The organism is Caulobacter sp. GW821-FHT09A05 (genome assembly GCF_059418465.1).
Map to the genome: position 1 here is coordinate 104253 of NZ_JBWKPX010000011.1, position 18476 is coordinate 122728.

General features: G+C 70.1%; 19 protein-coding genes. 9 read left to right on the forward strand and 10 right to left on the reverse strand.

Translation table 11 applies throughout. The features are described 5' to 3' along the window. Nucleotides 1-15 precede the first annotated feature (15 nt). Nucleotides 16-402: an OsmC family protein gene (locus tag AC07NX_RS12670; protein WP_494642202.1), complete on the forward strand. Its 387-nt coding sequence runs from the start codon at nt 16-18 to the stop codon at nt 400-402. 206 nt (nt 403-608) lie between these two features. Here the strand turns inward: AC07NX_RS12670 and ispG are convergent, their stop codons facing one another. Continuing rightward, entirely contained in the window at nt 609-1748 is a 1140-nt protein-coding gene (gene ispG / locus AC07NX_RS12675; protein WP_494642203.1) for a flavodoxin-dependent (E)-4-hydroxy-3-methylbut-2-enyl-diphosphate synthase, read from the reverse strand. A 136-nt stretch (nt 1749-1884) separates the two neighbouring features. Between ispG and AC07NX_RS12680 the strand changes: the two genes are divergently transcribed. Beyond that, nucleotides 1885-2691 (forward strand): hypothetical protein, encoded by an 807-nt coding sequence (locus AC07NX_RS12680; RefSeq protein WP_494642204.1) that lies wholly within the window; start codon nt 1885-1887, stop codon nt 2689-2691. Between the two features lie 219 nt (nt 2692-2910). Here AC07NX_RS12680 and AC07NX_RS12685 read toward each other — a convergent pair whose 3' ends face one another. The 9 genes from AC07NX_RS12685 to AC07NX_RS12725 form a co-directional block, all read right to left on the reverse strand. Next, nucleotides 2911-3990, reverse strand: a complete 1080-nt coding sequence (locus tag AC07NX_RS12685) for a helix-turn-helix domain-containing protein (RefSeq protein WP_494642206.1) — start codon at nt 3988-3990, stop codon at nt 2911-2913. Between the two features lie 177 nt (nt 3991-4167). Then, entirely contained in the window at nt 4168-6432 is a 2265-nt protein-coding gene (gene ptsP / locus AC07NX_RS12690; RefSeq protein ID WP_494642207.1) for a phosphoenolpyruvate--protein phosphotransferase, read from the reverse strand. A gap of 202 nt (nt 6433-6634) precedes the next feature. Further along, complete coding sequence (locus AC07NX_RS12695; RefSeq protein ID WP_494642208.1) at nt 6635-7102, reverse strand: glycine zipper 2TM domain-containing protein; 468 nt, start codon at nt 7100-7102, stop codon at nt 6635-6637. Nucleotides 7103-7232: 130 nt separating this feature from the next. After that, entirely contained in the window at nt 7233-8177 is a 945-nt protein-coding gene (locus AC07NX_RS12700; protein WP_494642209.1) for a DMT family transporter, read from the reverse strand. 86 nt (nt 8178-8263) lie between these two features. Beyond that, nucleotides 8264-8995 carry an AraC family transcriptional regulator gene (locus tag AC07NX_RS12705; RefSeq protein ID WP_494642210.1) on the reverse strand — a complete coding sequence of 244 codons (732 nt, stop codon included), beginning with the start codon at nt 8993-8995 and terminating at the stop codon, nt 8264-8266. A gap of 211 nt (nt 8996-9206) precedes the next feature. Next, on the reverse strand, nt 9207-9863 hold the full coding sequence (locus AC07NX_RS12710) for a glutathione S-transferase family protein (protein ID WP_494642211.1): 657 nt from the start codon (nt 9861-9863) through the stop codon (nt 9207-9209). Nucleotides 9864-9952: 89 nt separating this feature from the next. Next, the gene (locus AC07NX_RS12715; RefSeq protein ID WP_494642212.1) at nt 9953-11284 is read right to left on the reverse strand and encodes an alpha-L-fucosidase; all 1332 of its coding nucleotides are present in this window, start codon (nt 11282-11284) and stop codon (nt 9953-9955) included. 102 nt (nt 11285-11386) lie between these two features. Continuing rightward, entirely contained in the window at nt 11387-11848 is a 462-nt protein-coding gene (locus AC07NX_RS12720) for a hypothetical protein (RefSeq protein WP_035072332.1), read from the reverse strand. A 212-nt stretch (nt 11849-12060) separates the two neighbouring features. Then, nucleotides 12061-13308, reverse strand: a complete 1248-nt coding sequence (locus tag AC07NX_RS12725; RefSeq protein WP_494642213.1) for an aspartate kinase — start codon at nt 13306-13308, stop codon at nt 12061-12063. Between the two features lie 182 nt (nt 13309-13490). Here AC07NX_RS12725 and ubiG point away from each other — a divergent pair, with 182 nt between their 5' ends. The 7 genes from ubiG to AC07NX_RS12760 all read left to right on the forward strand — a co-directional run bounded on the left by ubiG (nt 13491) and on the right by AC07NX_RS12760 (nt 18472). Next, on the forward strand, nt 13491-14255 hold the full coding sequence (gene ubiG / locus AC07NX_RS12730) for a bifunctional 2-polyprenyl-6-hydroxyphenol methylase/3-demethylubiquinol 3-O-methyltransferase UbiG (RefSeq protein ID WP_494642214.1): 765 nt from the start codon (nt 13491-13493) through the stop codon (nt 14253-14255). Nucleotides 14256-14303: 48 nt separating this feature from the next. Further along, nucleotides 14304-14573: a type II toxin-antitoxin system VapB family antitoxin gene (locus AC07NX_RS12735; RefSeq protein WP_051963825.1), complete on the forward strand. Its 270-nt coding sequence runs from the start codon at nt 14304-14306 to the stop codon at nt 14571-14573. Further along, a complete protein-coding gene (locus AC07NX_RS12740; protein ID WP_494642216.1) occupies nt 14570-14977 on the forward strand; it encodes a type II toxin-antitoxin system VapC family toxin in 408 nt (135 codons plus the stop codon). Before AC07NX_RS12735 ends, AC07NX_RS12740 begins: the two co-directional genes overlap by 4 nt. A gap of 109 nt (nt 14978-15086) precedes the next feature. After that, on the forward strand, nt 15087-16124 hold the full coding sequence (locus AC07NX_RS12745) for a glycine zipper 2TM domain-containing protein (RefSeq protein ID WP_494642217.1): 1038 nt from the start codon (nt 15087-15089) through the stop codon (nt 16122-16124). Nucleotides 16125-16372: 248 nt separating this feature from the next. Beyond that, on the forward strand, nt 16373-16687 hold the full coding sequence (locus tag AC07NX_RS12750; RefSeq protein ID WP_494642218.1) for a glycine zipper 2TM domain-containing protein: 315 nt from the start codon (nt 16373-16375) through the stop codon (nt 16685-16687). 190 nt (nt 16688-16877) lie between these two features. Further along, nucleotides 16878-17525: an aldehyde dehydrogenase iron-sulfur subunit PaoA gene (gene paoA, locus AC07NX_RS12755; RefSeq protein ID WP_494642219.1), complete on the forward strand. Its 648-nt coding sequence runs from the start codon at nt 16878-16880 to the stop codon at nt 17523-17525. Further along, entirely contained in the window at nt 17522-18472 is a 951-nt protein-coding gene (locus tag AC07NX_RS12760) for an FAD binding domain-containing protein (protein WP_494642220.1), read from the forward strand. Before paoA ends, AC07NX_RS12760 begins: the two co-directional genes overlap by 4 nt. The last annotated feature ends 4 nt before the right edge of the window (nt 18473-18476 follow it).

The window sequence follows — 18476 nt, forward strand, 5'->3', positions numbered from 1 at the left end:
CACGAGGAGCCGCCAATGGCGACCGCCACCGCCCGCATCAGCGACGCCCACTACGCCACCACGATCACCACCGGCCGCCACGCCCTGACCGCCGACGAACCCGAGCGCAACGGCGGCGCCGACGCCGGACCCGCGCCGTTCGACCTGCTGCTGGCGTCGCTGGGCGCCTGCACGGCCATGACCCTGAAGATGTACGCCGAACACAAGCAATGGCCGCTGGAGTCGCTGGAAGTGCGCCTCCACTACCACGGCGGCGAGACCCCGCCCCGGATCGAGCGCGTGCTGCTCCCGGCGGGACCGCTGGACGAGGCGCAGCGGGCGCGACTGGCGGACATCGCCGAGCGCACGCCGGTGACCCTGGCGATCAAGGGCGGCGTGCCGATCCAGACCTCGCTGGGCTGATGCTCTCCCTGTGGGGAGCTATCGCCTCTGCCTCAAAATGATTGTCATCCCGGACGAGCGCGCAGCGCGAAGATCCGGGACCGGGGCGTGAACGCTGGCGCTTCCGGCGGTCCCGGATCGGCGCTCGGCTCCGCCGAGCTTGTCCGGGATGACAGTTTTTTTCAGAGCAGATCCATATGCGATAGCTCTGCCCCGAGGAGGAGAATCTACTCCGCCGCGATCGCCTCGGCCTCGGCCGCCGCCTTCAGCTGGGCGGCGCGCTGTTCGACCAGCTCGACGATATGGTCGATCATGCCGTCGTTCGACTGCTTGTGGTCGGGTTTGCCGGCCATGTAGATCATGCCCGACCCCGCCCCGCCGCCGGTGAAGCCCAGGTCGGTCATCAGCGCCTCGCCCGGGCCGTTGACCACGCAGCCGATGATCGACAGCGACATCGGCTGGCTGATGTGGGCCAGCCGCTGCTCCAGGGCCTCCACCGTCTTGATGACGTTGAAGCCCTGGCGGGCGCAGGACGGGCAGGCGATGATGTTGACGCCGCGGTGCCGAAGGCCCAGCGACTTCAGGATATCGAAGCCGACCTTGATCTCCTCCACCGGGTCGGCGGCCAGGGACACCCGGATGGTGTCGCCGATGCCGGCCCACAGCATCGAGCCGATGCCGATCGACGACTTGACCGTGCCTGTGCGCAGGGCCCCGGCCTCGGTGACGCCCAGGTGCAGCGGGCAGTCGATGCGCTCGGCCAGCTGATAGTAGGCGGCCACCGTCATGAACGGGTCCGAGGCCTTCACCGAGATCTTGAACTCGTGGAAGTCGTGGTCCTGCAGGATGCGGGCGTGGTTCAGGGCGCTCTCGACCATGGCGTCGGGGCACGGCTCGCCGTACTTCTCCAGCAGGTCGCGCTCCAGCGAGCCGGCGTTGACGCCGATCCGCATCGAGCAGCCGTGGTCGCGGGCCGCCTGGATCACGTCGCGCACGCGGTCGGGCGAACCGATGTTGCCCGGATTGATCCGCAGGCAGGCCGCGCCGGCCTGGGCCGCCTCGATGCCGCGCTTGTAGTGGAAGTGGATGTCGGCCACGAGCGGGACCCTGGCCTCGCGGGCGATGGTCTTGAAGGCCGCCGTCGAGTCGGTGTCCGGGCACGAGACGCGGACGATGTCGGCCCCGGCCTCCTCCAGCTGGCGGATCTGCTCCAGCGTCGCCGCCGCGTCGCTGGTCAGGGTGTTGGTCATCGACTGGACCGAGATCGGCGCGTCGCCGCCCACCTCGACGGAACCGACGCGGATCTTCCGCGACTGGCGGCGCGCGATGTGGCGCCAGGGACGGATGTGGGTGTGGTCTGCGGCCATGTCGCCAATCTAAGGGGTTTGGCCCAGGAACCCAAGAGGATCGCGGAAATGTCGCGGGCGCCACGATCCTGACGCGGGCGGGTGGTCTCTGGGTTGTCCCACGGGCGACACCAACGCGCCGAAAAGCGGAGTTTCGATGAGCGGGCGACCGCAGCCGTACGATCCCCTGGTCCCGACGCCGCGTCCGCGCCGGCGGGCGAAGGCGGACGGCCTCGTCGCCGGCCTGTTCAGCGTCGCCGCCCATGGCGCCCTGCTGCTGGCCCTGCTGACGGTGCGGGTCCAGCCGCCGATGGCGCCCGAGCCCGATCCGATCGCCGTGGCCCTGTACGAACCGCCGCCGCCTCCCCCGCCCGAGCCGCCCAAGCTCGCGCCCGAACCGGCCGGCGATCCGGCCCCGGCCAAGGTCTCGCCGCCCAAGCTGCCCGTCCGCCCGCCGCGTCTGGTTCCGCCGCCACAGGTCGAGCCCCTGCCCGCCAAGCCCGCCCCCGCGCCCCAGGTGGTGGCCGAACTGGGCGAGGCCGACCTGGTCGGCGCGGCGACCGCCGGCGGCGGCTCGGGCGCGGGCGGCGATGGCGGCGGTCCGGGCGGCGGCGGGTGCGACATGGTCCAGCTGCTGCAGGACGCCCTGCGCAAGAACCCGCGCGTGCGCGCCGCCCTCGCCCAGGTCCACCCCGAGGCGGCGGCCCGGGGCAAGGCGGTGCTGGTCTGGAACGGCGACTGGGTGCAGAGCCCTGGCCAGGAGGGCAAGGGCCTGGCCGGCGTGCGCGAGCTGATCATGCTGGAGGTCGCGTTCGCGCCGAAAGCCTGCCGCGACGACCCGATGCGGGGCCTGGTCCTGATCTCGCTCAGCGACGGGCCCGGCGCGCCGCGCCTGGCCCTGGGCTCGCGGCGGTGGAACTGGTCGGACCTGCTGTTCGCGAAGTCGGGGCGCGCGCGAGGCTGAGCCCCTGGCGGCAGGGGAACGATCGCCGTCCCGCCGCGATTTGCCCCAATGCAACGCTTCGCTGCGCCACGCGCTTGGTCGCCGGCGATGCGCGACGCTGCCGACTTGGCGGCCGCAAGCGCCCGTGCGGCCAACTCCACGGCCCATCCGCCCGACGACGTCAGCGCCGCGTCACGCTCCTGGCCGGCTTAGCGGCGCCCGCCGAACGGCCGGGGCGGATCACCCCTGCGGCTTGGCCGGCTGGGGAGCCGCGAGCGGCGCGGCGGGCGCGACCATCAGCTTGCCCAAGGCCGCCGTCGGGCCGGGCATGCGGCTGGTCAAGGCGCCGGCGTTGTAGACCTCGAAGGCGGCCGGGTCGGAGACCTCGGCGATCAGGCCGCCGTTGCGCGGGGCGCGGAACGCCTCGCCGGCCGCCATCCAGCGGGTGAAATAGATCGCGCCCGCCGCGTCGTGGACGGTCAGCGAGCCGGGCTTGCGGGCCTGCAGGATCAGGCCCGAGGCCTCGGCCTGGGCCGCGCCATAGACCGCGCCCTTGGCCCGGAACGGGGCGCCGACATTGACCACCTGGCTGGGATCGACGCCGCTCTTGGCCGCTTCGGCCGCGCGGGCCTTGGAGGCGGCGCTGACGGCGTCGGCCGAACCGCCGTTGGCGGCGGCGTCGTCGAGGCCGGGGGTCTTGTAGGGCTCGGGCGTGGTCGACTCGACCGGAGCCGGCAGGGGCGCGCCCAGCGACACCGAACCGGGCGCGGCGTTGGGATCGACCGGAACGGCGGCCGGAGCGGCGACGGCGGCGGTCGCCCGGGCCGGGGCCACCAGGGCCGGCGGGGTGTCCTTGGCGATGGCGCGCTGGGCGACGTTCCACAGCACGATGGCGGCCACGACCAGCACGCCCAGCGCCAGGATCAGGCCCAGGCGCGGATCACGCTCGTGGCGCACGCCGACCGGGGCGCGCAGCGGCTCGCTGTCCTCGGGCGCGTCCAGCTTGAAGCGGGCCACGGCGGCGTCGCCGTCCAGGCCCAGCACCTTGGCGTAGGACTTCACATAGCCGATCGTGAACGGGCGCGAGGGCAGGTCGTCCAGGCGCAGCCCCTCCAGCGCCTCGATATAGCCCTGGCGGATGCGGGTGGCGTCGGCGACGTCCTGCAGCGTCAGGCCCCGGAATTCGCGGGCCGCGCGCAGGGCCGAGCCGATGTCAGCGCCGTGATCGACGGAAGGCTGGTGGGCGGGCATCGGCGCGTCCTCGCGCTCGCCGTCGGCGACCAGATGCAAGTGCGAAACCCTGCCCGTATCCAGCGGCATGGCTGCCATGATACCCCAAAATCGCGTCGCCGGAGACATTCGCCCCATCGGGGAGACGAGCCCGACGCGCTATCCCGGCCATCCTGGCCGGGAATTGTTAATACTTTATGGTCGATATCAAAGTAAGTCGCGGGATTCAATAAACTATAAAGCCGCGCTTGGTTAACCCGTGCGTGTCTAGATGGCGACGTAGAGCTTGCGCGCCAGGGTTTCGATCTCGCCACGGAGCGATCCGGCCGAGGTCTTCAGCAGGGCCTCGACATTGCGCCGGGCGGCCTCGCGATCGCACGACAGCACCATCTGCTTGACCGGTCCGATCCCCGCCGGCGGCATCGACAGGCGATCGAAACCCAAGGCCAGCAAGGCGAAAGCCTCGAGCGGACGCCCCGCCATCTCACCGCAGACCGAGACCGGCGTGCCCGTGTCGGCGCAGGCCTGCTGGATGGTCTTCAACGCCCGCAGCGCCGCCGGGGACAGCGGGTCGTAGCGATCCGAAACCCTTGGATTGCCGCGATCGGCGGCGAACAAATACTGCATCAGGTCGTTGGTGCCGACCGAAACGAAGTCCGTCATCGGCAAAAGCGCGTCGAGATGCCACAGCAGGGACGGCGCCTCGATCATCGCCCCGACGTCCAGGCGGGCCGGCTCGGGCCGGCCGCGCTTCAGGGCCCAGGCCACCTCCTGGTCGACGAAGGCGCGGGCGGCGCGGAACTCGTCCACATTGGCCACCAGCGGGAACATGATCCGCAGCTCGCGGCCCCGCGCGGCCTTGATCAGCGCCCGGATCTGCATGCGCAGCAGGGCTGGACGGTCCAGGCCCATGCGCACGGCGCGCCAGCCCAGGGCCGGATTGTCCTCGCGCTCCAGCTCCATGTACGGCAGCAGCTTGTCGCCGCCCAGGTCGAGGGTGCGGAAGGTGACCGGCATGCCGTCGGCGGCCTCCAGCACCTTCTCGTAGAGCGCCGTCTGGGCCTCCAGCCGGGGCATTTCCTCGGCGACCATGAACTGGAACTCGGTGCGGAACAGGCCGATGCCCTCGGCCCCGGTCTCGCCCAGGATGTCCAGGTCGACGGCCAGGCCGGCGTTCATCAGCAGGGTGACCTTGTCGCCGTCCTTGGTGACGGCCGGCGTGTCGCGGATCCGGGCGAACTCGGCCTTGCGCTGGGCGCGGACCTCCATCCGGGCCTTCAGCGACTTGACCACGTCCGGGCGCGGCCGCAGCCAGGCCTCGGCGGTCTCGGCGTCAACCACCACGGGGTCGCCCTCGTTGACCCGGTCGCGCAGGCCCGGCAGACGGCCGACGCAAGGAATGTCCAGCGCCCGCGCCACGATGCCGGCGTGACTGGCGGCCGAACCTTCCTCGAGCAGGATGCCTTTCAGCTTGGTGCGATCGTATTCCAGCAGGTCGGCGGGGCCGAGATTCCGGGCGATCAGGATGGCGTCGTCAGGCAGCACCCGCACGGCGTGGACGTCGCCCGACAGGTGACGCAGCAAGCGGTCGTTGAGGTCTTCCAGGTCGTGCAGGCGCTCGCGCAGATAGGGGTCCCGGGCCTGGCCCAGGCGGGCGCGATGCTCGGAGCGGACGCGTTCGACCGCGGCCTCGGCGGTCAGGCCCGAGCGCACGGCCTCCTGCAGCGACCGGTTCCAGCCCCGGTCATGGGCGAACATGCGGTAGGTCTCGAGCACCTCGTACGAGGCGCCGACCAGGCCGTGCTGGCCTTCCAGCATCTCGTCGATCTGGGTCTGCAGCGCCTCGACGGCCCATTTCAGCCGGGCCTCCTCGGCCAGGGCGTCGTCGGACAGCAGCTGTTCGGGGGCCACCGGCTGCTCGTGCAGGACGGCGACGCCATAGGCCAGCCCCTCGGCGAAGCGCGCGCCCTTCAGCCGCTCGGGCTTGTGCGGCGCGATCTCGACGTCCTTGAGCTCGCCCTGGCCCAGCAGCTCGCTGGAACTGACCATCTCGGCCAGCACCATGGCGATGATCTGCAGGTCCTCGACCTCCTCCTCGTCATAGACCCGCTCGGTGCGGTTCTGGACGACCAGGACGCCGATGGTCCGGCCGCCGCGCAGCAGCGGCACGGCCAGGAAGGCGTGGTACGGGTCTTCGCCCGTTTCCGGACGATAGGAGAAGGCCGGATGGCTGGCGGCGTCCGACAGGTTCAGCGGCCGGCCCAGGCGCATGGTCTCGCCGACCAGGCCCTCGCCCGGCTTCATGCGGGTGACGTGGACGGCGTCGCGCGACAGGCCCTCGGTGGCGAACAGCTCCAGGTCGCCCGAGGCGCGGCGCAGATAGATCGAGCAGACCTCGGCGACCATCGAGATGGCGATGGTGCGCACCACCATGTCCAGCTTGGCCTGGGCGGGCCCGCCACCGGCCATGGCCTCGCGAATCTGCCGAAGCAGGCTGCGTGGTCCCCGAACAGCGATCCCGGACGCCGCCATGTTTGCGCGCGCACTCCCCAATGGTCCGATACGGCTGGTCTCGACAGAACGCGTCGAAGGTTAAGAAGCCGCATCGCCCTAGCCGGGCTATAGCAGATTTCGCGCGCGGCACAGCGTTCGCTCGCGGTCAAATCGTGGTTCGCGCACGAAAAAAGGCGCCGCCCGAAGGGGGCGGCGCCGGATCGTCAGGGCGCGGACGCCGTTAGCGGCGCTGGCCGTAATAGCCGTCGTAACGACCGCCGCCGTCCCGGCCGCCATAGCGGTAGCCGGTGTTGTAGCGGTCGCCGCGGTGGTCGCGGCTGTCGTAGCCGGAACGGCCGTAACCGTTGTCGTAGCCCGAGCGGCCATAGCCGCTGTTGTAGCTCGAGCCGTAGCCGGAGCCGTAGCGGCTGTCGCGATAGCCGCTGGAATAGCGGCGGTCGCGGCTGTAGCGGTCGCCATGGCCGGTCGAGGCGCCCAGGGCGGCGCCGGCGACGGCGCCGATGGCGATGCCGCCCGTGTCGCCGTCCGACAGAGCCGCGCCGGCGATACCGCCGATCACGGCGCCGAGGATGGCGCGCTCGGTCTTGTTGCTGCGGTCGCCGGCGAAGGCGGCCGAGGCGGGCAGGACCAGGGCGCCGGTCACGGCCGCGGCGATGGCGATCTTGCTGAAGTGGCCAAAGGTCTTCATGGCGTTGCTCCTCGAGAGCGTCAGGCCGGAAGAAGTCCGGTGCGGCGCTGTTGGGACCTTTGTCGCAAAGTCGCCTTGAACCCGATCTGAACGGCGATGTTCAGCTGACAGTCATGTTTGTGGTCGCCCCCTACGCCGCCGGATGGGCCTCGGCCTCCGGCCGATGCAGATGCACCGACCACAGCACGCCGGCCAGCATCAGGACGATCGCGGCCCCCTCCAGCGGCAGCGGCCAGCGGGCCTCGTGCAGGAAGCCGTACAGCAGGGCGAACAGGGTCTCGAAGACGATCAGCTGGCCCGACAGGCTGAGCGGCAGCAGCCGGCTGGCGGCGTTCCACAGGCCGTTGCCGATTACCGAGGCCCCAAGGGCCACGGCCAGGCTGACGCCCCAGAACAGGGTCCAGCCCGCCGGCGCGTGCGACACGCCGCCCAGGAAGGCGGGGATCACCAGCAGCAGCGACAGCAGGCCGGTGACCACCCCGGTCAGCAGCGACCATTCGTGACTGTTGAAGCGCGGGGTGGCGGCCAGGCGTCGGGCGTTCCAGACGGCGTAGGCGGTCCACATGACCAGGGCCCCGACCGCCGCCAGCAGCCCCAGGACCAGCCGCCCGACGCCGACCTCCCGGGCGGTCTGAAAGGTGGCGACGTTGATGCAGAGCACGCCCGCGGCGACCAGCAGCAGCGGCGCGGCCAGCCGGCGCAGGGCCACGCCCTCTCCCGGTTTCGCGCCGACCAGCGTGATGGTCACCGGCAACAGGCCGATGATCAGCGAGGCCGGGGCGACCCCGGCGATCTGCACCGACACCGCCAAGCATACATAGTAGACGATGTTGCCCAGCAGGCTCAGCCCCGCCAGGTCGCGCCAGTCGGCCAGGGTCAGCCGTCCCAGCACCCCGCGGGCGCTGGGCGCCAGCAGCACCGCCGAAGCCAGGCCGTAGCAGAGATAGCGCCCGGCGGTCATCTGCAGCGGCGTGAAGGCGTGGAGCAGCTTGGGCGCCAGGAACACCCCGCCCCAGAACGCCCCGGCGACGAGGCCGCACAGAAGTCCGATCAGGAGGCGCTGCTGGTGGGTCATGGTCGGGCGTTAGCAGAGCGGGGCGCGGGAGGCTTGGCGAAAGCTCTCGGTTATTGGGCCCGCACTCTCATAAGGCTCGAAAACGCTCAGAAACGCCCCCTCCGACGCCACGCCCCCGGAGTCGTCCCCAGCCGCGCCCGCATGCTCCGGGTCAGGGCGCTCTGGTCGGCGTGCCCCGTGCGTAGCGCGACCTGCGCGATCGACAGCGACGTCTCCGACAGCAGCCGCTGCGCCGCCCGCAGGCGCAGGTCGGCCAGATAGCCGTGCGGCGTCTGGCCGAACGCCGCGGCGAAGGCGGCGAAGAAGCGGCTCTGGCTCATCCCCGCCTCGACGGCCAGGTCCTTGACCGCCAGCGGCCGGGCGAAGTCGCGCTCGACCAGGGCCACGGCCCGGGCCAGACGCGGATCGACGATCGACGGGGCGGCGGCCAGGCCGCGCAGCAGCAGCGGCGCCCACAGGGCCGCCACGGCGTCGTCCACCTCGCCCGCCGCGTCGCCGGCGATGTAGTCAAGCAGGCCCCGCACCGGCGCGTTGACCGGCAGAAAGGCGCGCTCCCTCAGTCGTTCGAACGGCGCGATCAGCTCGGCGCCGATATTGGCCACCACGAACAGGTTGTCGCCGGCGGCGGCGAAGGCGTGGCGGGTCCCGCTGCGAACCAAGGCCGCCTGGCCGGTCTGGACCCGGCCGCCGCGGCCGTCGATCTCCATCTCCAGCACGCCCCGACGCGGCAGGACGATCTGGTCGAAATCGTCATGGACGTGCGGATCGGCGTCGGAGCCGTAACGGCGCAGGGACAGCTGGGCGATCAACTCGGTCATCGTGCCTACGACCTCAGCGACAAGCGGCTATTTCACGATCCAGTCTACCGTCCAATAGCCAAACCCGCCTCCGGCGAACAGCGCGTTATCCATGCCGCGTCCGGCGCGGGTCGCCGGTCGATCACGGTGACCCCCGACCCACGCGACGACAAAATCTGTCATCCCGGACGTAGCGAAGCGAAGATCCGGGATGACAGGTCTTGGCGGGGGCTCAGGCCGCCTCTTCCGCTTCCTGGAAAGCCGCCATCTGCGCCGCCAGCGCGCGCTGGAAGGCCGGCCGCACCTCGCAGCGGCGGACATAGGCGTCCAGCACCGGGTTGGAGGTCACCAGGTCGGTCTGGCGCGGGAAGCGCAGCACGGTGGTCATCATCAGGTCGGCGGCGGTGAAGCGGTCGTCCGACAGGTACTCGCGGCCCTCCAGCCAGGCGGCCACGGCGTCCAGCCGCGAGATCGCGAAGGCCTCGGCCGCCGGCCGGCGCGCCTTGGCCCAGGCTTCGTCGGCGTGGAACAGGTCGATGGCGGTCAGGTTCTGGATGGCCGGCTCGACCGAGTTCAGCGCGGCGATCAGCCAGGTGTGCATCCGCAGCCGCGCCTGCGGGTCGGACGGCGCCAGGACCGGCGAGCGGTCGGCGATATGCAGCACGATCGCCCCGCTCTCGAACATCACGAAGTCGCCGTCCTGCAGGTAGGGGACCTGGCCGAACGGCTGCAGGGCGCGATAGGCGGCCGTCCCCTGCTCGCCCTGTTCCAGCAGGCGCGCCCGGTACGGGATCCCCGCCTCCTCCAGGGCCCAACGCACCCGAAGGTCGCGCACGATGCCTTGGGCGAAAGGCGGAACCCAGCGGAAAGCACTGATCGTGATCATCATCCAGCTCCTCGTCACGAGGCCCCCCGCGGGGCCTTCGAGGGGAAGTCGCGCCAGGAAGCGCGATTTCGACATCGGGCCGGAAATTTTCTCTACGCCGCGCCCGGCGCCAGTCGCAGCTCGATCACGGTGACGGCCGGTCCGCGCGACGACGGCGGCACGGACAGGGCGTGCCCCTGGGCGTCCGCGGTCCATCGGACGACGTCGCCCGACAGGTTGCGGGCGCCGACGACCTTCCTGGGCAGGGGCGGCAGCCGCAGTTCGTCCGCCGGCCAGCCGACGACATGGACGAAAGCGCTGTCGCCGGCGGTCGTCATGCCATAGACGCCGTCGACGGGCTGCAGCGGTCCCGGACGCGTGCCGTAGACGGCCCGGCCGTGGCGCTTCAGCCAAAGCCCGACGGCCTTCAGCGTTTCGGTCTGCCTGGGCGGAATGACGCCCTCGCGGTCCGGGCCGACATTGGCGATGACGTTGCCGTTGCGCACGATGGCGTCGACCAGCAGGCGCACGACCTGGTCGGCGCTCATGACCTGGTTCTCGGGCATGTAGCCCCAGGCGCTGTTGAGGCTGAACGCCTTTTCCCAGGGGCGGGCGCGGATCGGCCCCTTGATCGCCCCGCCGCCCTCCTCCACGTCGTAGTCGCCCTGCCAGCCCGAGCGCGGGTTGATGACGATCTCCGGCTGGTACCGGCGCACCATGCGGTTCAGCTTGTCCGGCTCCCAGAACCAGGCGGCGTCGGCGTCGGTGCCCTTGTGCGCCAGCCAGCCGCCGTCCCACCACAGGATGTCGATGTGGCCGTAGCGGCGCATCAGCTCCTCGACCTGGCCATAGGTCTGACGCTTGAACAGCGCGGCGTTCTCCGGCAGCTCCCTGGGGTGGAAATAGGCCGGGAAGCGCCAGTCCCGCGGCGAATAGTAGAGCCCGACGCGAAGCCCCTGCCCGCGGACGGCGGTCACGAACGGGGCGACCAGGTCGCGATGCGCCGCCGAATGCATCGCGTCGAAATGGCCATGGCTGGCTGGGCTGTTCCACAGGGCGAAACCGTCGTGGTGGCGCGCCGTCAGCACCATGTAGCGGGCGCCGGCGGCCTTCGCCAACCGGGCCCAGCTGTCCGGATCGTAGTGGTGGGGATTGAACTCCTCGGCGAGCTTGGCGTAGGCCTCCGGCGAGACCTTCTCATTGTGCATGTACCACTCGCCGCGGGCCGGAATGGCGTAGAGGCCCCAGTGGACGAAGACGCCGAACTTGGCGTCGCGCCACCACGCCATGGCCTTGTCGGACAGCAGCAGGTCCGGCGCCAGGGTGGGGTCGGAACTCGAGGCCTTCAGCGCCGACCGCTGCTCGTCGGTCAGGGTCTGGGCGCTCGGCGCGGATGGCGCGAGTGCGGCGGCGGCCCCGAGCAAGAGATGACGACGGTCCAGCACGAATTTCCCCCCGGTTTTTCGGGCAGGCTAAGCGAGGTCCGGTAATTTCAAAAGAGAAAAACGTTTCACATATGAACGGAAGGCGCCGACGGAACGAAGCCCTCAGCCGTGCCCCGGCAGGGCCAGCGGCGCACTGATCGCCTCGACCAGCTGCTTGGCCTGCTCGACCGCCGCGTCGATGTCGCGCTCGATGAACTCGACCTCGGCGTCCGTCAGCGGATGCGGGGCGGCGATCACCTCGCGCAGATAGGCCCGCTTCTCGGGTTCGGTCATGGTCCACCAGCCGACGGTGTGACCTTCCTCGATCACCGCGTCGCCCATGGCCAGCAGGTCGTCCTCATCGAAGATCGGCCGGCCGGGCTGTTCGGGGAACCACTGGCCGTCGTCGGGCAGGGCCTTGTCCAGCTTGCGCAGCAGCGAGGCCAGCCACGGGCTGACCAGCAGCGGTTTCTCGTAGCCGTCGCCGAACTTGGCGCGCAGCAGCAGGTCGTACAGCAGTTCCAGCCCGGCCTCGCCCTCGAAGGTGACGGACTTCTTCTCGGGATCGAAATGGAAGACCGACATGGAGACTCCTGGAGGATGACGTTTCGACGTCATAACGTCAGAAGGCGACGTTTTGCTAACGTTCAGGGACGCCCCCTCCGTCACGATGCGTATTCGCATCGCGCCACCTCCCCCGCGACGCGGGGGAGGTGCGAGAATCCTTCTCCTCCCTCGTGAAACGGGGGAGGTGGCGGCGAAGCCGACGGAGGGGGCGTCCCCTCCGGCCTTCAATTCTACAGCTGATCCAGCCCGTAGGCCGCGTGCAGGGCGCGCACGGCCAGCTCAGTGTAGGCTGCGTCGATCAGGACCGAGATCTTGATCTCCGAGGTCGAGATGACCTGGATGTTGATGTTCTTCTCGGCCAGGGCCTGGAACATCGACTGGGCCACGCCGGCGTGCGACCGCATGCCCACGCCGATCACCGACACCTTGGCCACGTCCTCGTTGATGGCGACGTCCTCGAAGCCGATCTCCTTCTGGGCGGCGCGGACGATCTCGACGGCGCGGACGGCGTCGCGCTTGCCGACCGTGAACTCCATGTTGGCGGTGTCGGCGCTGCGGGCGCGCGACTGCACGATCATGTCGACATTGACGTTGGCCTCGGCCAGCCGGCCGAAGATCTGCGAGGACACGCCCGGGTGATCGGGCAGGCCCAGCAGGGTGATCTTGGCTTCGTCGCGGCTATAGGCGACGCCCGAGACGATGCGCTTTTCCATGATTTCTTCCTCGTCGCAGACGATCGTACCTTGGCCCGGGGCTTCGCCCGGCTCGACGAAACTCGACAGCACCCGCACCGGGACGCGATGGGCCATGGCCATCTCGACCGAGCGGGTCTGCAGCACCTTGGCCCCCAGCGAGGCCATTTCCAGCATTTCCTCGTAGCTGATCTTGGCCAGGCGCTTGGCCTTGCTCTCGATCCGAGGGTCGGTCGTATAGACGCCGTCGACGTCGGTATAGATGTCGCAGTCGCCCTTCAGGGCCGCGGCGATGGCCACGGCGCTGGTGTCCGAGCCCCCCCGTCCCAGGGTGGTGATGCGCTGGTCGGTGGTCACGCCCTGGAAGCCGGCGATCACGGCGATCTGGCCGGCCGCGAAACAGGCCTCCAGATTGGCCGGCGGGATCTCCTCGATGCGGGCCCGGCCGTGGGCGTCGTCGGTCAGGATCGGCACCTGCCAGCCCAGGAACGAGCGGGCGTTCAGGCCCATGTTGCGCAGGGTCATGGCCAGCAGGCCGGCCGTGACCTGTTCGCCCGAGGCCACGACGGCGTCGTACTCGTCGTCCGACTCCGGCAGCCCTTGCGCCGCGCGCCCCGAGCCGTCGGTCCAGGCCACCAGCTCGTTGGTCTTGCCCGACATGGCCGAGACGACCACCGCCACCTGCTTGCCGGTGGCCACTTCGGCCGCGACCAGGCGCGCCACCCGGCGGATGCGCTCCAGGTCGGCCACCGAGGTGCCGCCGAACTTCATCACCAGACGTGACACGCCCTACCCCGTCAAAACCTAAGGTCAATTCTTGCGCCGAGGGCGGACGAACCGCCACCGCCGCGCAAGCCGCGGTCTTCTAGCGGCGCGGGCGCGCAACGGCAATGTCGCGCGGGTGTCTTTTTCGTCGAGTGTGGCGCCGCGCCCTGTGCCGGTCGCCGCGTCGTTGCTACATGAAGCCCATGAGCCAGCCCGCCGACGCCCCCGCCCCCCCCTCCTGGAGCATCGACCCCGCCGACGTGGCGCGGTTCTCGGCCATCGCCGCGGAGTGGTGGGATCCGCATGGCAAGTTCGCGCCGCTGCACGTGTTCAACCCCTGCCGGCTGGGCTTCATCCGCGAGCAGGCCCTGGCGCGGTTCGACCGCGACGGCAACGCCCGCACGCCGTTCGAGGGCCTGAAGCTGCTGGACGTCGGCTGCGGTGGCGGCCTGCTGAGCGAGCCGATGGCGCGGCTGGGCTTCACCGTCACCGCGATCGACGCCTCGGAGAACAACATCAAGACCGCCGCCGCCCACGCCGCCGAACAGGGGCTGGAGATCGGCTATCGCCCGGCCACCGCCGAACAGCTGCTGGCCGAGGGCGCGGGACCGTTCGACGTGGTCCTGACCATGGAGGTGATCGAGCACGTGGCCGATCCAGGAGAATTTCTTCGAACCTGTTCGCGCTTGCTCGCTCCCGGCGGCCTGATGATCGTCGCCACCCTGAACCGCACGCTCAAGGCCCTGGCCCTGGCCAAGATCGGCGCCGAATACGTGCTGCGCTGGGTGCCGCCCGGCACCCACGACTGGAAGCAGTTCCTCAAGCCCGACGAGCTGCGCGCCTTCCTGGCCGGCGAACCGGTGACGACGCACGGCCCGTTCGGCGTGGCCTACAACCCGCTGACCGGCCGCTGGAGCCGCTCGGCCGACGTCGACATCAACTACATGATGACGGTGACGCGGGATTGACGTCCCACGGTGACCGGGCCCGTCTATCATGATAATCTCCACTGCATCATGACAAAGCCCGGCCCCATCCAGATCCGTAACGCCGAGGTCGTGGAGAACATCCGTGAACTGGCGCGGCTGCGCGGCGCGGGCTTGACCGAAGCCGTCGAGGCGGCCGTACGGGAAACACTCGAACGCGAGCGGGCTTCAAGACGCAGCGCCGCCGCTGACCGAGACGCGGAAATCGACGCGATCGTGCGACGTTTCCAAGCGCTCCCTCGGACAGGTCCATTGTTGACCGACGACGATCTCTATGACGAGGACGGTCTCCCGAAATGATGATCGTCGATGCGTCGGCGATCGTCGCGATCCTCCTGGGCGAGCCGGAGCAGGAGGTTTTCAAGGCCGCCTTGAAGGCCGCGCCCGGCAAGGCGATGTCCGCGATCAACTTCTGGGAAGTCCTGGTTCGCGCCTACGGCCTGAGCGGCCCTGCCGGACGAGAGCAGGCCGAGGCGTTGGTCCGCGCGTTCGGAATCGAGATCGTCGGCATCGATGTCGAACAGACACGGGCGGCGGCGGACGCCTTCGCGCGATATGGCCGACGCACGCCGGCCGCGTTGAATCTGGGCGACTGCTTCGCCTACGCGCTCGCCAAGACCCATGGCGACGGGATCCTGCTCTACAAAGGCGACGACTTTAAGCGCACCGACATCAAAAGCGCCGTGGCCGCCTCAGCCGCCTGACGGAACCTGCACCGCCGCCACGCCTTCTATCTACAAGGGACATCCCATTAGGATTGACGGCCCGTTCGGGGGCCGGACGTCGATCCGTTCGCCGGAACGGAGTGCTACCATGACCTCGAGAACCACCGTGTGGCTGATGGCCTCGGCCGTCGCCCTGAGCACGGTCGCGCCTGCCTTCGCCCAGTCGGCGGACGCCGCCTACCAGCAGCGCCTGGAAGCCTATGGCGACCAGCGCGCCGTCTATGACGCCCAGAACGCCGACTACCAGCAGCAGCAGCGCGACTACGACCGCGACCGCGCCAAGTACCTGAGCGACAAGGCCGACTACGATCGCCGCTACGGGGCCGGCGCCTATGACCGCCGCTATCCGCAGTACGCCACGCGCTTCGACGACGCCCGCTATTCCGGGAACTCGGACTATTACCGCGACCAGACGGCCTTCGACCACGACCGCCAGGTCTATGAGGACACCCGCCGCGACTACGACCGCCGCAACGGCTACGGCGCCTATGACCGGCGCTATCCCGACCAGGCGCGGCGCTTCAGCACCAGCGGCCAGGTCTACGGCGCCGACAGCAGCGACTATATGAGCCAGCGGGCCCAGTACGACCGCGACCGGGCCGAGTACGAGCGGGCTCGCTCAGACTACGACCGCCGCTACGGCTCGGGGGCCTATGATCGCCGCTATCCGGACTACGCCACCCGCTACGCCGCGCCCTACGCCGGCCGCTACGGCGACGACGTCTCGTACAACGCGCCGTGCCGCATCGACGCCAAGAGGAACGCCACCGCCGGCGGGGTGATCGGGGCCCTGGTCGGCGCCGTGGCCGGCTCGAACCTGGCCGCCCGCAACGCCAAGCCGGAAGGCACGGTGCTGGGCGCCCTGGTCGGGGCCGGCGTCGGCGCCAGCATCGGCAACGCCTCGGCCAAGAACCGCTGCGACGCCAACGGCCAGTACTGGACCCGTGACGAAACCGTCGCCTATCGCGAAAGCCGCCGCTACCGCGCCAGCTCCGGCGCCGACTACAGCAACTATTCCAGGCGCTGCCGGCTGGCCCCGGCCGACACCGACTACAACGGCCGCGTCGAGACCCGCTACGTCCGCGTCTGCCCCGACAGCCAGGGCCGCTATCGCGTCCAGGGCTAGAGCGTGGCAGCCGAAAGTGTGAGCGGTTTCGGCGCCCGCCACGCTCTAAATGTTTGATTTAGAGCCTTTTTAGACGCCTCACATGATCCATGTGAGGCTAAAAGGCTCTAGCCGATGAGCGGGGATGAACGGCGTGGTCGGCGCCGCTTCATCCCCCGTTCAGGTCGGATTGCCGACAATCATCGAACCCAATCCGAGCTTGAGCGTTCATTGCGCTCAAGGATCACAAACAAAGAACGGAGCTCGCCATGCGCGCCCAACTCAAGACTCTCGCCGTCGTCGTCGCTCTCGGCTTCACGGCCTCCACCGTCGCGGTCACCGCGGCCGAAGCCCAGACCCGCACGCACAAGGTCTGGGTGTGCAAGAGCACCAAGAGCGCGCGCAACAAGGGCACCGTGATCGGCGCCCTGTCGGGCGGCACCCTGGGCGCCGTGGTCGCCGGCAACGGCGCCAAGACCGAGGGCGCGGTGCTGGGCGGCGTGGTCGGCGCGGTCGCCGGCAACCAGATCGCCAAGAAGAATTCCAAGAAGAAGAACTGCCACTACGAGTATCGCCGCTACTAGGCGACGGCTTCGGCCCTCGGGCCGGACCTCACGGGAAGCGAAGGGGGCGCCGACACGGTCGGCGCCCCCTTCTTGCCTGATCCCCACAGATTTGTTGCCCGATCCCGCTTAACCGCGTCGTCGGGCTCGCCCCTTCGCATCCTTCCCCCCATCTCGCGCATTTTGAGCGGGACAGCGCGCGAGGGACAGCATGGACAGGCAGGAACTCTTTCCGGTGTCGCGCCGAGGCGTGCTGGCGGCCGGGGTCGCCACGGCGACGCTGGCGGGCGGCGCCCTCTCGGCCCAGGAGACCGCCATGGCCGAAGGCCCGCCCCCGGCCTCGCCGGTGACGCTGAAGGTCAATGGCAAGACCCACCGGCTGGACCTCGACAACCGCACCACCCTGCTGGACGCCCTGCGCGAGCACTGGAAGCTGACCGGCACGAAGAAGGGCTGCGACCACGGCCAGTGCGGGGCCTGCACGGTCCTCGTCGACGGCCGGCGGATCAACAGCTGCCTGAGCCTGGCCGTCATGCACGACGACGACGACATTACCACGATCGAGGGCCTGGGAACGCCCGACCGCCTGCACCCGATGCAGGCCGCCTTCGTCCGGCATGACGGCTACCAGTGCGGCTACTGCACGCCGGGCCAGATCTGTTCGGCCGTGGCGGTGCTGGGCGAGATCAAGGCCGGGATCCCCAGCCATGTCAGCGCCAGCCTCGAGGCCAGTCCCGAACCCAGCATCGACGAGCTGCGCGAGCGGATGAGCGGCAACATCTGCCGCTGCGGGGCCTATTCCAACATCATCGACGCCATCCGCGAGGTCGCCGGTCAAGGCGCGGGAGGCAAGGCATGAAGGCCTTCACCTACGAACGGGCCGCGACGCCCGCCGAGGCCGCCGCCGCGGCGGCGCGCACGCCGGGGGCCAAGTTCATCGCCGGCGGCACCAACCTGCTGGACCTGATGAAGCTGCAGATCGAGACGCCGCGGCATCTGATCGACGTCAACCGCCTGGGCCTGGACCGGATCGAGGCCACGCCGGACGGCGGCCTGCGGATCGGGGCCCTGGTGCGCAACACCGACCTGGCCGCCGACGCGCGGGTGCGCCGGGACTACGGCGTGCTGAGCCGGGCCCTGCTGGCCGGCGCCTCGGGTCAGCTGCGCAACAAGGCCACCACCGCCGGCAATCTGCTGCAGCGGACGCGGTGCCCGTACTTCTACGACACCACCAAGCCCTGCAACAAACGCGAGCCCGGCGCCGGCTGCTCGGCGATCGGCGGCTTCAACCGCAACCTGGCGATCGTCGGGACCAGCGAGCACTGCATCGCCACCCATCCCAGCGACATGGCCGTGGCGATGCGGGCGCTGGACGCGGAGGTGGAGACGGTGACCGCCGACGGGGCCAAACGCGCCATCCCGATCGCCGATTTCCACACCCTGCCGGGCGCGACGCCGCACGTCGAGACGACCCTGGCGCCCGGCGAACTGATCACGGCGGTGACCCTGCCTCGGCCGCTGGGCGGGACCCACGTCTACCGCAAGGTCCGCGACCGGGCGTCGTACGCCTTCGCCCTGGTCTCGGTGGCGGCGGTGCTGCAACCCGACGGAACCGGCCGGCTGGCGTTCGGCGGACTGGCCCACAAGCCCTGGCGGGTCGAGGCCGCCGAGCAGCGGATCGGCCAGGGCGCGCGGGCCGTGGCCGGGGCGGTGCTGGACGGGGCCAGGACCACCCCGCAGAACGCCTTCAAGACCCTGCTGGTCGAGCGGACGCTCGACGCCGTCTTCACCTCGGCGAAGGCCTGATCCG